Annotated in this window: 17 protein-coding genes; 16 read left to right on the forward strand and 1 reads right to left on the reverse strand. The window is 60.2% G+C overall.

Annotated features, from left to right (window positions below; all coding sequences use genetic code 11):
- Window positions 1–9 precede the first annotated feature (9 nt).
- The 16 genes from plsX (at window position 10) to DXB44_RS06590 (ending at window position 16,681) form a co-directional block, all read left to right on the forward strand.
- A complete protein-coding gene (gene plsX / locus DXB44_RS06515; protein ID WP_118658146.1) occupies window positions 10–1,026 on the forward strand; it encodes a phosphate acyltransferase PlsX in 1,017 nt (338 codons plus the stop codon).
- Window positions 1,027–1,044: 18 nt separating this feature from the next.
- Window positions 1,045–1,719: a ribonuclease III gene (gene rnc / locus DXB44_RS06520; RefSeq protein ID WP_055185866.1), complete on the forward strand. Its 675-nt coding sequence runs from the start codon at window positions 1,045–1,047 to the stop codon at window positions 1,717–1,719.
- Window positions 1,720–5,277 carry a chromosome segregation protein SMC gene (gene smc / locus DXB44_RS06525; protein WP_118658147.1) on the forward strand — a complete coding sequence of 1,186 codons (3,558 nt, stop codon included), beginning with the start codon at window positions 1,720–1,722 and terminating at the stop codon, window positions 5,275–5,277.
- A 35-nt stretch (window positions 5,278–5,312) separates the two neighbouring features.
- Window positions 5,313–6,251: a signal recognition particle-docking protein FtsY gene (gene ftsY / locus DXB44_RS06530; protein ID WP_005928244.1), complete on the forward strand. Its 939-nt coding sequence runs from the start codon at window positions 5,313–5,315 to the stop codon at window positions 6,249–6,251.
- Window positions 6,252–6,394: 143 nt separating this feature from the next.
- Window positions 6,395–7,030 carry an RdgB/HAM1 family non-canonical purine NTP pyrophosphatase gene (rdgB, locus tag DXB44_RS06535; RefSeq protein ID WP_015536735.1) on the forward strand — a complete coding sequence of 212 codons (636 nt, stop codon included), beginning with the start codon at window positions 6,395–6,397 and terminating at the stop codon, window positions 7,028–7,030.
- A gap of 211 nt (window positions 7,031–7,241) precedes the next feature.
- Window positions 7,242–7,538, forward strand: coding sequence for a YhbY family RNA-binding protein (locus tag DXB44_RS06540; protein ID WP_005928250.1), 297 nt, complete (start codon window positions 7,242–7,244; stop codon window positions 7,536–7,538).
- 1 nt (window position 7,539) lies between these two features.
- On the forward strand, window positions 7,540–8,178 hold the full coding sequence (nadD, locus tag DXB44_RS06545; protein ID WP_055185868.1) for a nicotinate (nicotinamide) nucleotide adenylyltransferase: 639 nt from the start codon (window positions 7,540–7,542) through the stop codon (window positions 8,176–8,178).
- Complete coding sequence (gene yqeK, locus DXB44_RS06550) at window positions 8,178–8,756, forward strand: bis(5'-nucleosyl)-tetraphosphatase (symmetrical) YqeK (protein ID WP_118658148.1); 579 nt, start codon at window positions 8,178–8,180, stop codon at window positions 8,754–8,756. The genes nadD and yqeK overlap by 1 nt, the downstream gene beginning before the upstream one ends.
- Window positions 8,757–8,902: 146 nt before the next feature.
- On the forward strand, window positions 8,903–10,276 hold the full coding sequence (locus DXB44_RS06555) for an LCP family protein (RefSeq protein WP_243111066.1): 1,374 nt from the start codon (window positions 8,903–8,905) through the stop codon (window positions 10,274–10,276).
- Between the two features lie 60 nt (window positions 10,277–10,336).
- On the forward strand, window positions 10,337–10,720 hold the full coding sequence (gene rsfS / locus DXB44_RS06560; RefSeq protein ID WP_005928262.1) for a ribosome silencing factor: 384 nt from the start codon (window positions 10,337–10,339) through the stop codon (window positions 10,718–10,720).
- Window positions 10,721–10,901: 181 nt separating this feature from the next.
- Complete coding sequence (gene leuS, locus DXB44_RS06565; RefSeq protein ID WP_118658149.1) at window positions 10,902–13,451, forward strand: leucine--tRNA ligase; 2,550 nt, start codon at window positions 10,902–10,904, stop codon at window positions 13,449–13,451.
- Window positions 13,452–13,672: 221 nt separating this feature from the next.
- Window positions 13,673–13,849, forward strand: coding sequence for a 30S ribosomal protein S21 (gene rpsU, locus DXB44_RS06570; protein ID WP_005928271.1), 177 nt, complete (start codon window positions 13,673–13,675; stop codon window positions 13,847–13,849).
- A 136-nt stretch (window positions 13,850–13,985) separates the two neighbouring features.
- A complete protein-coding gene (locus DXB44_RS06575) occupies window positions 13,986–14,489 on the forward strand; it encodes a YqeG family HAD IIIA-type phosphatase (protein WP_005928274.1) in 504 nt (167 codons plus the stop codon).
- Window positions 14,486–15,355 carry a TIM barrel protein gene (locus DXB44_RS06580; RefSeq protein ID WP_118658150.1) on the forward strand — a complete coding sequence of 290 codons (870 nt, stop codon included), beginning with the start codon at window positions 14,486–14,488 and terminating at the stop codon, window positions 15,353–15,355. The genes DXB44_RS06575 and DXB44_RS06580 overlap by 4 nt, the downstream gene beginning before the upstream one ends.
- Window positions 15,356–15,474: 119 nt before the next feature.
- Window positions 15,475–16,032 carry an elongation factor P gene (efp, locus tag DXB44_RS06585; protein WP_005928281.1) on the forward strand — a complete coding sequence of 186 codons (558 nt, stop codon included), beginning with the start codon at window positions 15,475–15,477 and terminating at the stop codon, window positions 16,030–16,032.
- 73 nt (window positions 16,033–16,105) lie between these two features.
- Window positions 16,106–16,681: a CD1247 N-terminal domain-containing protein gene (locus DXB44_RS06590; protein ID WP_097784948.1), complete on the forward strand. Its 576-nt coding sequence runs from the start codon at window positions 16,106–16,108 to the stop codon at window positions 16,679–16,681.
- A gap of 186 nt (window positions 16,682–16,867) precedes the next feature.
- Here the strand turns inward: DXB44_RS06590 and DXB44_RS06595 are convergent, their stop codons facing one another.
- Window positions 16,868–17,155, reverse strand: a complete 288-nt coding sequence (locus tag DXB44_RS06595) for a hypothetical protein (protein WP_005928286.1) — start codon at window positions 17,153–17,155, stop codon at window positions 16,868–16,870.
- Window positions 17,156–17,357 lie beyond the last annotated feature (202 nt).

Below are 17,357 nucleotides of genomic sequence, written 5' to 3' on the forward strand. Positions count from 1 at the left end.
AAAACAGGTATGAAGATCATTGTGGACATGATGGGCGGCGACAACGCCCCGCTGGCTGTTCTGGAAGGCGCTGCACAGGCCGTCAAGGAGTACGGCGTGCAGCTGATCGGTGTGGGCAACGAGGCGCTGGTGCGCAAAACTGCCGCCGAGCACAACATTCCGCTGGACGGCATCGAACTGGTGAACTGCACCGAGACCATCGAGATGTGCGACGAGCCCGCCCGCGCTATCCGCCAGAAGAAGGATTCCTCCATCGTGGTGGGTCTGAATATGCTTAAAGAGGGCAAAGGCGATGCCTTTGTCTCTGCCGGCAGCACCGGTGCGCTGCACGTTGGCGCAAGCCTCATCGTGCGCACCCTGCGGGGCGTCAAGCGCCCGGCACTGGCTACCATGGTGCCCGCAAAGCGGCAGGCTTATCTGCTGCTGGACTGCGGTGCCAATGTGGAGTGCCGCCCGGAGATGCTGGCCGCTTTTGCGGTCATGGGCAGCTGCTATGTGAACAAAGTAGAGGGACGCAAAAACCCCAGCGTAGCACTGGCCAACAACGGTGCCGAGGAGAGCAAGGGCACCCCCGTGCTGCGGGACGCCCACCAGCTGCTCAAGACTACCCCGGGCATCCGCTTTGTGGGCAATATCGAGCCGCGTGATGTGCCCAACGGCGAGGTGGACGTGGTGGTCTGTGATGGCTTTACCGGCAATGTCATCCTCAAGCTGACCGAGGGCGTGGCAAAGATGCTGCTGGGTATGCTCAAGCAGATGTTCCTTGCAAACCTTGGCGGCAAGCTGGCATATCTGCTGCTCAAGGGCGGCGTTACCGACCTGAAGCACCAGATGGACAGCGAGGAATACGGCGGCGCGCCCTTCCTTGGCGCAAAGCAGCCGGTCATCAAGGCACACGGCTCCTCCAAGGCAAAGGGCATCAAAAACGCTATCCGGCAGGCAAAGATCTGCGTGGAGAACGATTTGTGCGGCACCATGCAGTCCGCACTGGACGAGCTGGCCGCAGCGCAGAAAACTGAGGAATAAAAGGGAGTAAAAACGACCATGAGCCATCAGTTGGAAACTATCATCGGTTACAAATTCAAAAACCCGGAGCTGCTGGAGACCGCGCTTACCCACACCAGCTACGCCAACGAGAGCCGTACCCCGGTCAAGCATAACGAGCGGCTGGAATTTCTGGGTGACAGCGTGTTGCAGATCGTGTCCGCAGACTACCTGTTCCACGCCTACGCTGACCGCCCGGAGGGCGACCTGACCCGCATTCGCGCCAGCCTTGTCAGCGAGGGTGCACTGTTCCAGTTTGCGCAGGAGATCGACCTTGGCGAGTATCTGCGCCTTGGCCGCGGCGAGGAGCGCTGCGGCGGCCGCACCCGCCCCAGCGTGGTGTCGGACGCCTTTGAGGCTGTTATTGCCGCGTTGTATCTGGACGGCGGCATGGAGGTGGCGCGCAAGTTTATCCTACCCTTCATCACCGAGGGCAAGCACGCCGAGGCAGACTACAAGACCCGTCTGCAGGAGATCGTGCAGCAGAACCCGGAAGAGCGCCTGAGCTATGTGGTGGAAAGCGAGTCCGGCCCGGATCACGACAAGCATTTTGTGGTGGCGGTGCGCTTTAACTCCGACCGCGTGGCGCGGGGCGAGGGACGCAGCAAAAAAGCCGCCGAGCAGTGCGCCGCCAAGGAAGCGCTCAAGCTGCTGGGCGTTATAAAGGAAAAGTAAATGGTATTCAAGGAACTGGAGATCCAGGGCTTTAAAAGCTTTCCCGATAAGGTAAAGATCAGCTTTGATACCGGCGTCACCGGCGTGGTGGGGCCTAACGGCTCCGGCAAATCCAACCTTTCGGACGCGGTACGCTGGGTGCTGGGCGAGACCAGCTCCCGCCAGCTGCGCGCCGCCGGCAAGATGGAGGACGTCATCTTTGGCGGCACTCGCAAGCGCAGCCCCATGGGCTTTGCGCAGGTGCGGCTGACGCTGGACAACACCGCCCACACGCTGGATGTGGACGCGGACGAGGTGACCATCGGACGCAAATACTACCGCTCCGGCGACAGCGAGTACACCATCAACGGGCAGGTATGCCGTCTGCGGGACGTGTATGAGCTGCTGCTGGATACCGGCATCGGCAGGGACGGATATTCGGTCATTGGGCAGGGACGCATTGCGGAGATCGTGGCAGCCAAAAGCAGCGAGCGCCGCGAGATCTTTGAAGAAGCCTGCGGCATTGCCAAGTACCGCTACCGCAAGACCGAGGCCGAGCGCCGTCTGGCTGCGGCGGGCGAAAATCTGGAGCGCCTGCGGGATATCCTTGGCGAGCTGGAAAGCCGGGTGGGCCCGCTGGAAAAAGAAAGCGCCAAGGCGCAGAAGTTTCTGGAACTGAGCGCCCAGCGCAAAACGCTGGAAGTGACCCTGTGGACCGATGGGGTGCACCGCGCCCGGGAGGCCGTGCGCCAGCAGGTGCGGGACTACGAGACTGCCCAGACCGACTACGAGCGTTTTGACCGGGAGACCAAGGCCGCCGAGCAGGAGGCTGAGGAGATCCGTATGCAGGCACAGCAGCTGACGGTTGCTGTCGAGCGCCTGAATGGGGATATCCGCAGCATCACCCAGCAGATCAGCGGCTCCGAAAGCCGCATCGCCGTGCTGGAAAACGATATTCTGCGCAATGACGAGAGCGCGGCTTCCCTGCAGCAGGAGATCGCCGCCGGGCAGCAAGACACCGCCGAAGCAGACGCCGCGTTGCAGCGCCACCGCGCCGTGGCAAAGACCATGGAAGCGGCGGGCGAAAAGCTGGCGGCAGAGATCGAAGCGCTGAATGCCGAACTTGCCCGGCTGGCAGATGCCAGCACCGCCAGCGGTGCCCGCAAGGACAGCCTGCGGGCAGAGCTTGCCGACCACACTGCAAAGCGCACCGAAGCGCAGGTGGCACAGGCTGCCGCCGAAGCAGCCGGAGATACCGCCCGGCAGCGTCTGCCCGCGCTGGAGCAGAGCGCCCGGGATGCCGCCGCACAGCTGGAGGAAACAAGACAGGATCTGGCCGATACCGTAAAGTACCGCCAGACGCTGGAGGAAAACGAAAAGCAGCTGGGCAACATCCGCTCCGGTCTGGAGCTCAAGCTGCGAGGACGCAAGACCGCGCTGGACGAAGCCGATGCCGCTGAGCAGCGGCTGGGCAGGGAACTGGATGCCGCCCGGCAGCGCCTTTCGGTGCTGCGGGAGCTGGAAAAGAACATGGACGGCTACCAGAACTCGGTGCGCGCGGTCATGCGCGCCGCCGGGGCCCGCCGTCTGCGGGGCGTTCTGGGGCCGGTGTCCACCATCCTGAAAGTGGAGTCCGGGTGCGAGGTTGCCATCGAGACCGCGCTGGGCGGCGCGCTGCAGAACATCGTAGTGGAAAACGAAGCCGCCGCGAAAGCCGCTATCGCCCTGCTGCGCAACGACCATGCAGGCCGCGCCACCTTTCTGCCGCTGGACACCGTGCAGCCCGGCGCGTTCCGGGGACGGCTGTCCGGCACGGCACGGCTGGCCTCTGCGCTGGTGCAGGCTGACCCCCGGTACGAGAATATCGTCTCGAACCTGCTGGGACGCATCATCGTGGTGGAGGATATCAACGAAGCCTCCCGCGTGGCGCGGGACAACGGCTACCACAACAAAGTGGTCACCATGGACGGACAGGTGATCAATGCAGGCGGCAGCTTTACCGGCGGCAGCGTGCAGCGCAGCGCCGGTCTGTTCACCCGCAAGCAGGAGATGGAGGAGCTGCGTCTGAAGGCGGCGAAGCTGCAAAAGGACTGCATTGCCGCACAGGAAAAGACTGACCAGTGTAAAGAGCAGGCAGATGCTTTGCAGGCAGAGCTGACCGCCACCGCCAGCGAGCAGATCACCGCTGCCAACGACCGGGTGCGTGCGGAGGCCGAACAGAAGCGGCTGGAAGCTGCCGCCGCCCAGCTGGAAACTGCCGTGCAGAACGCGCAGCAGCAGATGGACACTTTGCAGGCTGCTTTGAACGACAGCCGCACAAAGGCGGATGCCGCTGCCTTGCAGCAGGCAGAGCTGACAGCGCAGATCGAGCAGCTGACTGCCGAGCTGAGCCGCATTGCAGAGGGCAGCGACAGCTTTCTGACCCAACAGAACCAGCTGGCACAGGCGCTCAGCGCCAAGCGGCTGGAACAGGTGACCCGCCGCAAGGATGCAGAGCTGGCTTACAGCCAGATCGCCGCGCTGGAACAGCGTGCCAAGGACGCCGCTGCCCGCCGCACCGCACTGGAAGAAAGCCTTGCCGCCCTTGCCGCCCGCAGTGAAGCCTGCCGCACCGAGATCGAAGCTATCCGCAAGGCCAAAACAGACAGCCAGACCACCATTACCCAAAAGGAGCAGGCCATCCGCGAAGCTACTGAAAAGCGGCTTGCCTGCCAGCAGAAGGAAACGGAAGCACTGGCAAAAGCCCGCACCGCCTCCGACAGCCGCGAGGAGATGGGCCGGGAGATGGCACGCCTTGCCGAGCGCAAGGCCGCTGCCGAGACCGAGTACGACCAGACCGTGGCAAAGCTGTGGGACGAGTACCAGCTCTCAGTCAGTCAGGCGGAGCAGCTGTGCGTGGAGTTCGACAGCCTGACCGCGCTGCGGGCACAGGTGGCAGACCTGCGCGGCAAGATCCGCGCCCTTGGCAGCGTGAACGTGAGCGCTATCGAGGAGTACAAGGAGGTCAAAGCCCGCTACGATGAACTGTCCCGTCAGGTGACCGACGTGGAGGAGAGCCGCAACGAACTGGGACGCATGATCGCAAAGCTTTCTGCCCAGATGCGGGAGATCTTCACCGACAGCTTCCGCGCCATCAACGAAAACTTCAGCCGCGTATTCACCGAGCTGTTCGGCGGCGGCGAAGCCAGCCTTGTGCTGGAGGACGAAAGCGATGTGCTGGCCTGCGGCATCGGCATCCGGGTGGCGCCGCCGGGCAAGGTGATCAAGAATCTGGAAGCCCTTTCCGGCGGCGAGCAGGCGCTGGTGGCCATCAGCATCTACTTTGCCATTCTGGCGGTGAACCCCGCGCCCTTCTGCATTCTGGACGAGATCGAAGCCGCCTTGGACGATGCCAACGTGGTGCGGTTTGCCCAGTATCTGCGCCGCATCAGCGACAAGACCCAGTTCATCGTCATCACCCACCGCCGCGGCACCATGGAGGCCGCCAACGTGCTGTATGGCGTTACCATGCAGGAGGACGGCGTGTCTAAGCTGCTCAAGTTGGATCTGGAACAGGTTGACGCAACGCTGGTTTCCTGATATAAAGTAAATAGAAAATAGATAGGAGGACCACTATGGCGTTCTTCGGATTTGGAAAAAAAGAAAAAGACAAGATGAAAACGGGTCTGGAAAAGACCCGCACCGGCTTCTGGGGCAGCATTATGAACACCCTGACCGGCAGCGTCATCGACGATGAAATGTACGATGATCTCGAGGAGCAGCTGATCCTTGCCGACGTAGGCGGCGAGGTGGCGGTGCATCTGGTGGACAAGCTCCGCGATCGTGTGCGTGACAAGGGGCTGAAAACCGGTGAGCAGGCCGCAGATGCTCTGCGCGACATCATTGCCGAGGAGATGACCCCGGAGGCCGAGATGGCACTGGACGGCAAGCCCGCCGTCATTCTGGTCATCGGCGTCAACGGCGTGGGCAAGACCACCAGCATTGCCAAGCTGGCCGATTACTACACCCGGCAGGGCAAGCGGGTCATGCTGGCCGCCGGCGACACCTTCCGCGCCGCTGCCAGCGAGCAGCTGGAGATCTGGGCAAGCCGTGCCGGCGTGCCCATCGTCAGCGCGGGCGAAGGCGCAGACCCCGCCGCCGTCATCTTTGATACGGTCAAGTCTGCCACCGCACGCGGCTATGATATGGTCATTGCGGACACCGCAGGCCGTCTGCACAACAAATCAAACCTGATGGCAGAACTTTCCAAGATCAGCCGCAGCGTCAAAAAGGCAAGCCCGGAGGCCAGCCTTGAGACCCTGCTGGTGCTGGATGCCATCACCGGGCAGAACGCCATCAGTCAGGCCAAGGAGTTCTGCAAGGCTGCCGATGCCACCGGCATCATCCTGACCAAGCTGGACGGCACCGCCAAGGGCGGCTGCGTCGTGGCGGTCAAGCAGCGTCTGGGCCTGCCGGTGCGCTTTATCGGCGTGGGCGAGGGCATCGACGACCTGCTGCCCTTTACCCCGGAGGGCTTTGTGGAAGAGCTGCTCCCCCGGGAATGGAAGCATTAAAACAAAACCCTCTCACCGTTCCGTCCGCTTACAGCGGCGCGGAAACGGAGATTCCCCTCTCTGGCGCTGGACGCGCCATCTCTCCCCGACCGGGGAGAGTCTTTCCTCTCAGGGGGAGCTTTGAAAGCGGAAGGAGTATCAAGATGAAAATTTGTGCAGCCACCGGCAACGCCGGTAAGCTCCGCGAGCTGCGCCGCATTCTGGAAGCGCAGGGACATGAGGTGGTCAGCCAGAAAGAGCTGGGCATCACCATCGAGCCGGAGGAGACCGGCACCACCTTTGCGGAAAACGCTCTCATCAAGGCCGAGACCATCTGCAAGGCCAGCGGCCTGCCTACCATCGCCGATGACTCCGGCCTGTGTGTGGACGCGCTGGACGGCGCACCCGGCGTGTACAGCGCCCGCTACTGCGGCCACCACGGCGATGATGAAGCCAACAACGATAAGCTTCTGGCTGCCATGCAGGCGGTGCCTGCCGGGCAGCGGGGGGCAAAGTTCGTCTCGGCGGTGTGCTTCATCCTGCCGGACGGTCGGCACCTGACCTGCATGGGCGAGTGCCCGGGCAGCATCGCTTTTACGCGGCTGTGCGGCGACTACGGCTTTGGCTACGACCCGCTGTTCATCCCCGCCGACTGCGGTGTGGGCAAAACGGACAAGCGCCCCAACACCGAGAACCGCAGCTATGCCCAGCTGACCCCGGACGAAAAGGATGCCATCAGCCACCGCGGCAACGCGCTGGCAGCGCTGGAAAAGCAGCTGCCCAGCTTTCTGGGGGAGTAAAAGGGTTGCTGTGTTTGACCCGGGCGATTGGTACTTTCTCTGAGGACCGTCCGCTGGGGTGGGACCCTGTTGCCCGCAGGGCAATAGGGCGGGCGATGGAATGGCCCGATTCGTGTCCGAAGAGAAACGTGCCTACCGCTCGGGTCACCTCCCGTGAAAAAGTGAAATTGAAAAATCCGAAATATCAACCTGAAAATAAAGGAGAAAAACTATGCTGACAAGCAAACAGCGCGCTATTCTGCGCGGCAAGGCAAATACCATGGACCCCGTTTACATCGTGGGTAAGGGCGAGATCGACGAGACCCTGATCCAGGGCGTCAAGGACTGTCTGGATGCCCGGGAGCTCATCAAGCTCAAGGTGCTGGAAAACAGTATGTACAACGCCCGTGAGGCCGCTGCCAAGCTGGCTGAGGCCACCGGCGCAGACTGCGTGCAGGTCATCGGCTCCAAGTTCGTGCTGTATCTGCAGAAGAAAAAGGACAGCGCCTACGCTGCCCTGCTGAAGTAAGATGAAGATCCTTCTCTATGGCGGCAGCTTTGACCCGCCCCATAACGGCCACCTGAATAACCTGCGTGCAGCGGCAGACCGCGTGCGCCCGGATAAGATCGTGGTGATGCCGGCAGGTACTTCCCCCTTTAAGCAGGGAACGAATGCCTCTGGTGCGCTGCGGCTGGAAATGTGCCGGTGCTTTGCGGCACTGGCGCAGGAGCCGGGTATGCCGCCGCTGGAAGTAAGCGGCTGGGAGGTGGCGCAGGCCGCAGCGGGCAGCCGCAATTATACTGTGCTCACGCTGGAAATGCTGGCAAGGGAAAATCCGGGCGCTGTGCTGTATCTTGCCATTGGCAGCGATATGCTGCTCAGCTTTGAGGGCTGGCACCGCTGGCAGGATATCCTGCGCATTGCGCGGGTGGTGGTCACCAGCCGGGATATCGGCGATGCCCCGGCGCTGCACGCAAAGGCAAAGCAGCTGGACCCGTCGGGCGGACGCATCCTGTTTGCCCCCGTGCAGGCGCTGCCTATGGCAAGCAGCCAGCTGCGGGCCCGGCTTGCCGCCGGAGAGGAGTGCAAAACCGAACTGCCGGAGATGGTGCGCGCCGTCATCCGGCGGGAGGGACTATACCGGAATACAGAAGGAAGTAGCAGATAATGGAGCTGAAACAGGCAAAGGAGCTTGTGCGCAGTCGGTTGAGCGATAAGCGCTACGAGCATACCATCAATGTGAAAAAAATGGCCGTCAAGCTGGCCAAGCACTACGGCACCGACCCGGAGCAGGCCGCACTGGCGGCGCTTTTGCACGATTCCGCCAAGGAACTGCCCAAGGACGAAATGCGCGCCATCATGCAGGCACACCCGGAGTATGCACAGGGCGGCGAAGCACGCCCCACGCCGGTGTGGCACGGCATCTGCGCCGCCATTCTGGCGCGTACCGAGTGGGGCGTTACGGACGAAGCCGTGCTCAGCGCCATCGCCTGCCATACCGCAGGCAAGGCGGGCATGACCCAGCTGGACAAGATCCTGTATCTGGCTGATATGACCAGTGCCGAGCGGGACTGGCCCGGGGTGGAAAAGCTGCGCAAGCTGGAAATGAAGGACTTGGACGCCGCCATGCTGGCGGCGCTCAAGCAGACCAACGGCTTTGTGCTGTCCGAGGGCAAGCCCCTTGACCCCGAAAGCAAGGCTGCCTACGAGGATATCTTAGCGCACAGCGGGCAGAATGAAGGATGAAACGCCGGACGCCGGTTAAAAATGGTTCCGGTCATCCCCGGATAAAACATTGCAGATTTTGCCGTACCATGCTATACTGAAGGATATGACAGGTCTGCAAGTAAAAAACTCTGCAGAGCAGTGAAAAGCTGGAGGATACAAAAAGCATGAGCCAGACGCCACGCCATATCAATACAGACCGCTCGCTCAGCCGCCCGGATCAGGCGGCGCGCGCCCCTAAGACTGCCCCGGAGCAGAACACCCGCAGCACCGCCGGGGCGCAGCACGCCGCCCCGCCCCGCCGCCCGGCACAGCCCGACATGGGCGGGGATAATGCACCGCGCCGCCGCAAAAAGAAGAAAAAGACCCCGCTGTGGCTGCCCTTTGCCATCGTGATGGGGGTGATCGCCGTGATCTCCGGTGTGGTGGTGTACGGTGTGAGCCTTGTGAACAAGGTGGAGGACAGCATCCGCCCGGCAGAAAGCGCCCCCTCCATCGTACAGGAGATCCAGACCGCCGAGGAGTACAAGGGCGATGTGGTCAACATTCTGGTCTGCGGCATCGACTTTGAAGAGGGACGCTCTTACAGCGACGCCAGCTCCAACGACGGCATGACGGATATGATCCTGTACTGCCAGTTCGATATCAAGGGCGGTGCGCTGCGGATGCTGCAGATCCCTCGCAATACGCTGGTGACCACCCAGAACCGCAAACTGACCCTCTCCAACGGCAAGACCTATGCCGTTTCCAACTACCAGATCAACTCGGTGGCGCTTTCCAACGGCGGCAGCATTGCCGCGCTGGCAGATGTCATCTACGACCAGTACCACCTGCCCATCGACTACTATGTCACCATCGATATGCAGGCACTGGTGGAAATGGTGGATAACTTCGGCGGCATCGAGGTGTATATCCCCCGGGATATGTCCTACGGCGGCAGTAAGCTGCTGAAGGGCTACCGCAATCTGAACGGTGCCTCGGCAGAGTTCTTTGTGCGCTGCCGCCACGGCGACGGCTACGCAAACTCCGATATCGACCGCTTGAATATGCAGCGCTACTTCTACGCAGGTCTGTTCAAGCGCGCCCGCGCCATGGGCATTACCGATATCCTGAACCAGCTGCCGCTGATATTCAAGGACTATATCCACACGGATATGGATATCACCACCATCGCAAAGCTGCTGGCATCCTTCCTCAAGATCGACAGTTCCAATATCATTCTGGCGCAGACGCCGGTGTTCATGGGTGTGCCCAACGTGGGCAAGACCGACTCCTTTGCCGGTTATTCCTGCGTGGTGCCGGATGCCGGTTCCATCGCAAACCTGCTCAACCAGTATTTCTGCACTTACACCGGCCCGGTGGAGGTAAGCGAGCTGCACATGGTCACCGACCAGTGGCCCCATGGCAACGCATCCACCGATGCCAACGTGCAGTATATGGGACGCATCGATAAGGAATCCGACGACGCCATCCTCAGCGGCGATACCGACCTTTCCGGCGCTGTGACCACTGATGGTCAGGCAGCGGGCACCGGACAGTAACAACAAAAACAATGCCCTGCACACCGGGTGCGGGGATGTTCCGACAGAAGGGAGAAACACATGGATAATTTCAACGACAGCAAGGCGCTTGCCATTGAGATCGCCAAGATCCTGGACAAGAAAAAGGCACAGGATGTGCGGGTGCTCAAGGTGGAAAGCCTGACCGTCCTGACTGATTACTTCGTCATCGCCTCCGGTACCTCCACCACGCAGGTGGCATCTCTGGCCGACGAGGTGGAGTACGAGCTTTCGCAGAAGGGTCTGGAACCCTACAGCGTTGAGGGTCACGACACCAAGAACTGGGTGCTGCTGGATTACTCCAACGTCATCGTGCACGTCTTTGTGCCCAACAGCCGCGCTTACTATGATCTGGAGCACCTGTGGGCAGACGGCGAGCCGGTGGACATCTCGGAGTACCTGACCCCGGATAGCAGCATTGAATAATTAAGGCAAAAAGGTTTGCTTCTGGCAGAACCCGCTCCGTTATTGCGGCGCAATAGGGAAAGTTGGCAGAAAAGCTTCCCCTCGGGGGATTTGGCAGAGAGGTTTGTACCGGAAGTACCTTAAAAGCATACACACCCACAAGCAACGGTATTTTGGTTAAAGTCTGGAGCTGATTACAAACATGAAGTATGATTACAAGGCTGTTGAAGCCAAGTGGCAGAAGGTGTGGGAGGACGAAAAGACCTTCCACGTCGAGATCGACCACAAAAAACCCAAGTTCTATGCCCTTGTGGAGTTCCCGTATCCCTCGGGTGCGGGCCTGCACGTCGGCCATCCCCGCAGCTACACCGCGCTGGACGTGGTAAGCCGCAAGCGCCGTAAAAACGGCTACAATGTGCTGTACCCCATGGGCTGGGACGCCTTCGGTCTGCCCACCGAAAACTTCGCCATGAAGAACCACATCCACCCGGCCATCGTCACCAAGAGCAACGTGAATCATTTCCGCAGCCAGCTCAAGGCGCTGGGCTTCTCCTTTGACTGGGATCGTGAGATCAACACCACCGACCCCGAGTACTACAAGTGGACCCAGTGGATCTTCCTGCAGCTGTACAAGCACGGTCTGGCTTACAAGAAGGAAATGAACGTCAACTGGTGCACCGGCTGCAAGTGCGTGCTGGCAAACGAGGAAGTTGTCAACGGCGTGTGCGAGCGCTGCGGCAGCGAGGTGGTGCACCGCGTCAAGAGCCAGTGGATGCTTAAGATCACCGCTTATGCCGATAAGCTGATCGACGGTCTGGACGGCTTGGATTACATCGAGCGCGTGTCCACCCAACAGAAGAACTGGATCGGCCGCAGCCACGGTGCCGAGGTGAACTTCGGCACCACCGCAGGGGACACCCTGACCGTGTACACCACCCGCTGCGATACCCTGTTCGGTGCTACCTACATGGTCATCTCCCCGGAACACGCCCTGCTCAAGGCATGGCTGGAAAAGGGCATCATCAAGAACGCCGATGCGGTCAAGGCTTATCAGGCCGAAGCTGCCCGCAAGAGCGACTTTGAGCGCAGCGAGCTGAACAAGGAAAAGACCGGCGTGCAGCTGGACGGCGTGATGGGCATTAACCCGGTCAACGAGACCGAGATTCCCATCTTCATCTCCGACTACGTTCTGTCCACCTACGGCACCGGCGCCATCATGGCCGTGCCTGCCCACGATACCCGCGACTGGGAATTCGCCAAGAAGTTCGGCCTGCCCATCATCGAGGTGGTCAAGGGCAACACCCCGTCCAATCTGGACGAAGCTGCCTTTACCGATGTGGCTACCGGTACGCTGGTCAACTCCGGCTTCCTGAACGGCCTGTCCGTGGTCGATGCCAAAAAGAAGATGATCACTTGGCTGGAAGAGAACGGCAAGGGCCGCGATAAGGTCAACTACAAGCTGCGCGACTGGGTGTTCAGCCGTCAGCGTTACTGGGGCGAGCCCATCCCCATGGTGCACTGCGACAAGTGCGGCTGGCAGCCCCTGCCCGAGAGCAGCCTGCCGCTGACCCTGCCGGACATCACCGACTTTGAGCCGGGTCCGGACGGCGAGTCCCCGCTGGCACGCCATAAGGACTGGGTCAAGACCACCTGTCCCTGCTGCGGCGGCCCCGCTACCCGCGAGACCGACACCATGCCCCAGTGGGCTGGTTCCTCCTGGTACTTCCTGCGCTACATGGACCCCCACTGCAAGGATGCTCTGGCCTCCAAGGAAGCACTGGAATACTGGTCTCCGGTGGACTGGTACAACGGCGGTATGGAGCACACCACCCTGCACCTGCTGTACAGCCGTTTCTGGCATAAGTTCCTGTACGATATCGGTGTGGTGCCCACGGCAGAGCCCTACCAGAAGCGTACCGCCCACGGCATGATCCTTGGCCTGAACCCCCACAGCTTTGTCAACCTGCCCGCTGAGGAGCAGGAGAAGCTGCTCAAGGAGTACGGCAGCCAGAAGGCCGCCGAGAAGGCACTGGAAGAGAAGTACGGCGAGATGGCACGCCATCCCATCGTGAAGATGTCCAAGAGCCTTGGCAACGTCATCAACCCCGACGAGGTGGTGGATCAGTACGGTGCCGACACCATGCGTCTGTACGAGATGTTCATGGGCGATTTTGAACAGGCTGCACCGTGGCAGACCTCTGCCATTGCGGGCTGCAACCGCTTCCTTGACCGCGTGTGGGCACTGAGCGATAAACTGGTGGAGGGCGAGGGCTACCGCCCCGCCATGGAGACCCTGATGCACCAGACCATCAAGAAGGTCAGCGCAGATATCGAGAGCCTGAAGATGAACACCGCCATTGCCCAGCTGATGACGCTGGTCAACGCCCTGTACGACAACGGTGGCGCGACCAAGGCCGAGTTTGAGACGCTGGTGCAGCTGCTGAACCCCTTTGCTCCCCACATGACCGAGGAGCTGTGGGAGAAGCTGGGGCACAGCCACGACGAGCAGCTGGCCTACTATCCGTGGCCTGCCTACGAGGAAGCCAAGTGCGTGGAGGCTGCTGTGGAGATCGCCGTGCAGGTGAACGGCAAGGTGAAGGCACGCCTGAAGGTGCCCGCAGACATCACCGCCGAGGACGCCATTGCCACCGCCAAGGCAGACCCCGCTGTGGCTGCCGCACTGGAGGGCAAGCAGCTGGTCAAGGAGATCTACGTCAAGGGCCGTCTGGTCAATCTGGCTGCCAAGGGCTGAGAACTGCTGCTCCGCTGAATAAGCGTGAACATATCATCACCCGCAGAGGCGGATTTAGCGCAGGAAACACCCGGGAGCGTCTGTTCAAAAATCTTTCAAAAGTTTTGAGCAAAAACTTTCAAAAAAAGGTTGACGAACCGGATAAAATGCGCTATACTGTCTACTGTTAGTTACCATGTAACAACGAAATTCCTGCCTCACGGTCCAAGGGAGGGAATAAGATGTCGGAAATTCGTGTTAAAGAGGGCGAGTCGCTGGAAAGCGCACTGCGTCGCTTCAAGCGCAGCACTGCTCGCAGCGGTGTGCTCGCAGAGGTTCGTAAGCGCGAGGCTTACGAGAAGCCGTCTGTTAAGCGCAAGAAGAAGTCCGAAGCAGCCCGCAAGCGCAAGTTCAAGTAATCACTTGCTTGGAATCGCACGTTGCTTTAGATTTTAAACGCGTTGCTAACGCCGATGTAGGGGAGCCTGTTTATGCAGGTTCCCCTATTTTCATTTTAAAGCTGCTTTGCGCAGGGCAGACTGAGAGGGTCTATTTATGCTCATTACCCCCGAATATGTTTTCAAGGACGTTACCCATATCACGCCGGAATGGCTTGCCGCCAAGGGCATCACGGCGCTGGTGCTGGATATCGACAACACCCTGACCGCAGACCGCAGTCAGGAGCTGCCGGAGGAGGTGGCCGCGTGGCTTGCCGCCATGCGCAAAGCCGGGGTAAAGCTGACCATCGTTTCTAACGGTGCAGAAAAGCGGGTGCGCCCCTTTGCTGAAAAGCTGGGGCTTGCCTACTTGTACCGCGCAGCCAAACCCCTGCCCTTTGCGCTGATGGTGGCACAGCACCGCATGGGCGTGAAGCACCGCCAGATGGCCATGGTGGGCGACCAGCTCTACGCCGACCGCATGGTGGCGGCGCTGTACGGCATCCCCGGGCTGATGGTCATCCCCCGCGGGCCGGATTTGGGTGCGCAGGTCATCCTCAAGCGCAAGTGGGAAAAGAAACACTGGCAGAAATACTACGACCGGGGAGGGAAAACCCTGTGAGCGAAGCTTGGAACATCCGGTTCGGCACTGCAGGTACCAGCGACAGCTTTGCCGCCCAAGGCTACAAAAGCAGTCTGGATGTGCCGGAGTACACCGCCAAAATGGGACTGAACGCCTTTGAGTACCAGTGCGGGCGTGGGGTGCGTCTGGGGCTGGATAAGGCCGCCCGCATGGCTGCCCTTGCAGCGGAGCGGGACATCCTGTTCAGCGTCCATGCACCTTATTATATCAGTATGTCCAGTCTGGAAGAGGACAAGCGGCTGAACAGCATCCAGTACCTGCTGCAAAGCGCGGCGGTGTGCCGGGCACTGGGCGGCAGACGCATCATCTTCCATTCCGGCAGCTGCGGCAAGCAGAGCCGGGAAGCTGCGCTGGAAAAGGCGTTGGATACCATGCGCCGCGCCGTGTCTGCGCTGGACGAGGCAGGCTTTGGGGATATGACCCTGTGCCCGGAGACCATGGGCAAGGTAGGGCAGCTGGGCACGCTGGACGAGGTGCTGGCGCTGTGCGGCGTGGACAGCCGCATCACCCCCTGCATCGACTTCGGCCACCTGAACGCCCGCACGCTGGGCGGCATCCAGACCAAGGCGGACTATGCCGCCATTCTGGACCGCATGGCTGAGGTGCTGGGCGATGACCGCGCCAGGCAGTTCCATGTGCATTTTTCCCGCATCGAGTACTCGGCGGGCGGCGAAAAGCGCCACTGGACCTTTGCCGATACTCAGTTCGGCCCGGAGCCTCAGCCCCTGATGGAGCTGCTGGCAGAGCGGAAGCTTGCGCCGGTGGTCATCTGTGAGAGCGCAGGCACACAGGCCGAGGATGCGTGCGCCATGCAGCAAATGTACCGCGCAGCGCGGAATGTGTAAAAAATTTTGTGTTTTTATCGTCTTTTTTGCCCAAACCCCTTGCCAAACAGGGGCAGATTGGGTAAAATAAATAGAGATATGCGTTAAGCATCTGAGATTAAATTTATGGAGGAATTCCTATGATTTCTGCAGGCGAGTTTCGCAATGGCGTGACCTTTGAGCAGGACGGCCAGGTTCTTCAGGTCGTTGAGTTCCAGCACGTCAAGCCCGGCAAGGGCGCTGCCTTTGTCCGTACCAAGACCAAGAACGTCATCACCGGCTCTGTGGTCGAGACCAGCTACAACCCCACCGCAAAGTTCCCGCAGGCTTTCATCGAGCGTAAGGACGTGACTTACAGCTACGAGGATGGCGACCTGTACCACTTCATGGACAACGAGACCTACGATGACATCCCCGTCAACGCAGCCGACGTGCCCGACAACTTCAAGTTCTGCAAGGAGAACGAGCTGTGCAAGCTGCTGAGCTACAAGGGCAAGGTGTTCAGCGTTGAGATCCCCAACTTCATCGAGCTGGAAGTCACCCAGACCGAGCCGGGTGTCAAGGGCAACACTGCTACCAACACCCTGAAGCCCGCTACCGTTGAGACCGGCGCCGAGATTCGTGTGCCTCTGTTCATCAACGAGGGCGATCACATCCGCATCGATACCCGCACCGGCGAGTATATGGAGCGCGTCTGATCATTTGTCGCATACCGGGCAGCGGGCAACCGTTTGCCCGGTTTTTTTATGATAAGTTAGGAGGGCATTTCAGATGGAACTGAACAAGAAAGCAGCCTACCTGCAGGGCTTAGTGGATGGTCTGGGCGTGGATGAGAGCACCAAAGAGGGCAAGATCATCAAGGCCATGGCCGCTCTGCTGGGCGAGATGGCCGATGCCATTGCCGCCATGGACGAGGATCTGACCCAAGCCTACGACCAGATCAACGATCTGAGCGAGGAGCTGGAGGATCTGGAAGCCGACCTGTACGAGGACGAGGATGCCGAGGACGAGGACGACGACGCAGCCGACGAGGATGAGGATGCGGGAGATGACGACATCGCCAGCGAGCCCTTCTACGAGGTAGCCTGCCCCGCCTGCGGCGAGACCGTCTACGTCAGCGAGGATGATCTGGATGCAGGCGAAGCCAACTGCGCCCACTGCGGTGTGACCTTTGAGGTCGCACTGGAAGGCGACGAGGACGAAGCCAAGGACGCCCCTGTGCAGTACGAGGTGACCTGCCCCGCCTGCGGAAAGACCGCCGTATTTGAGGAGGATGAGCTGCTGGACGGCGCACCCAAGTGCCCCAACTGCGGTGAGCCGCTGGACTTTGAGGTGACCGAGGAGTAAACGCTTCTTCATCGCCCGTGAAAAGGCAATTTTGGAAAATCCGCAGATTTTCCAAAATTGCAATCTAAAAAAGAAATTCCTATGAATATGGCCAAAGCGCACGCGAAGGCCATTCCAAATCGTCCCTGTAAAAACGCAATGCCGGGCAGTCCGCAGACTGTCCGGCATTGTTCATTTTAATTTGGTTCAGCGGGTCTCGTTGGCCTTCTGCAGCCAGATGCCGCCGATGTCCAGCGCATTGTACAGGCCGTGCTTAGTGGTCTGACGCGCTACGCGCTCCTGCGGTGCCTTGGTGGTATCGGTAGAAAGCAGCATCAGGTGTACCTTGTCGGCTACCTGCTGCTCGCCCACCGGGGTGGTGGTCAGGATCTGCAGATACAGCACATAGGGATCGGTCATGCTGCCGTAATACAGCTCGTTGTCCTTGCGGACGAGGGGCTTGCCTTTATAAGTCAGTTTCGGTGTATATGCCATCGTGAAAGCCTCCCTGTCGTTTGATTCACCTTAGTATAACACATTCTGCCTATGGGATGCAAGCGTTTGCGGCAGTGCTCTGTCAGTTTTGCACCAAAACAGCCCCGTACCGTGCAAAACCGGCAGTACATTTTTGGCAAATGGGGTTTGCTGTTGGGTGCAGTTATGCTATACTATAAATAGAACAGCCCGCATTCCGGGC

Source organism: Faecalibacterium sp. OM04-11BH, assembly GCF_003482185.1.
Taxonomy (GTDB): domain Bacteria; phylum Bacillota; class Clostridia; order Oscillospirales; family Ruminococcaceae; genus Faecalibacterium; species Faecalibacterium tardum.

Coding starts and splice junctions, on each gene's coding strand:
- plsX (WP_118658146.1), top strand. CDS start 10: ATGAAGATCATTGTGGACATGATGGGCGGCGACAACGCCCCGCTGGCT.
- rnc (WP_055185866.1), top strand. CDS start 1,045: ATGAGCCATCAGTTGGAAACTATCATCGGTTACAAATTCAAAAACCCG.
- smc (WP_118658147.1), top strand. CDS start 1,720: ATGGTATTCAAGGAACTGGAGATCCAGGGCTTTAAAAGCTTTCCCGAT.
- ftsY (WP_005928244.1), top strand. CDS start 5,313: ATGGCGTTCTTCGGATTTGGAAAAAAAGAAAAAGACAAGATGAAAACG.
- rdgB (WP_015536735.1), top strand. CDS start 6,395: ATGAAAATTTGTGCAGCCACCGGCAACGCCGGTAAGCTCCGCGAGCTG.
- DXB44_RS06540 (WP_005928250.1), top strand. CDS start 7,242: ATGCTGACAAGCAAACAGCGCGCTATTCTGCGCGGCAAGGCAAATACC.
- nadD (WP_055185868.1), top strand. CDS start 7,540: ATGAAGATCCTTCTCTATGGCGGCAGCTTTGACCCGCCCCATAACGGC.
- yqeK (WP_118658148.1), top strand. CDS start 8,178: ATGGAGCTGAAACAGGCAAAGGAGCTTGTGCGCAGTCGGTTGAGCGAT.
- DXB44_RS06555 (WP_243111066.1), top strand. CDS start 8,903: ATGAGCCAGACGCCACGCCATATCAATACAGACCGCTCGCTCAGCCGC.
- rsfS (WP_005928262.1), top strand. CDS start 10,337: ATGGATAATTTCAACGACAGCAAGGCGCTTGCCATTGAGATCGCCAAG.
- leuS (WP_118658149.1), top strand. CDS start 10,902: ATGAAGTATGATTACAAGGCTGTTGAAGCCAAGTGGCAGAAGGTGTGG.
- rpsU (WP_005928271.1), top strand. CDS start 13,673: ATGTCGGAAATTCGTGTTAAAGAGGGCGAGTCGCTGGAAAGCGCACTG.
- DXB44_RS06575 (WP_005928274.1), top strand. CDS start 13,986: ATGCTCATTACCCCCGAATATGTTTTCAAGGACGTTACCCATATCACG.
- efp (WP_005928281.1), top strand. CDS start 15,475: ATGATTTCTGCAGGCGAGTTTCGCAATGGCGTGACCTTTGAGCAGGAC.
- DXB44_RS06590 (WP_097784948.1), top strand. CDS start 16,106: ATGGAACTGAACAAGAAAGCAGCCTACCTGCAGGGCTTAGTGGATGGT.
- DXB44_RS06595 (WP_005928286.1), bottom strand. CDS start 17,155: ATGGCATATACACCGAAACTGACTTATAAAGGCAAGCCCCTCGTCCGC.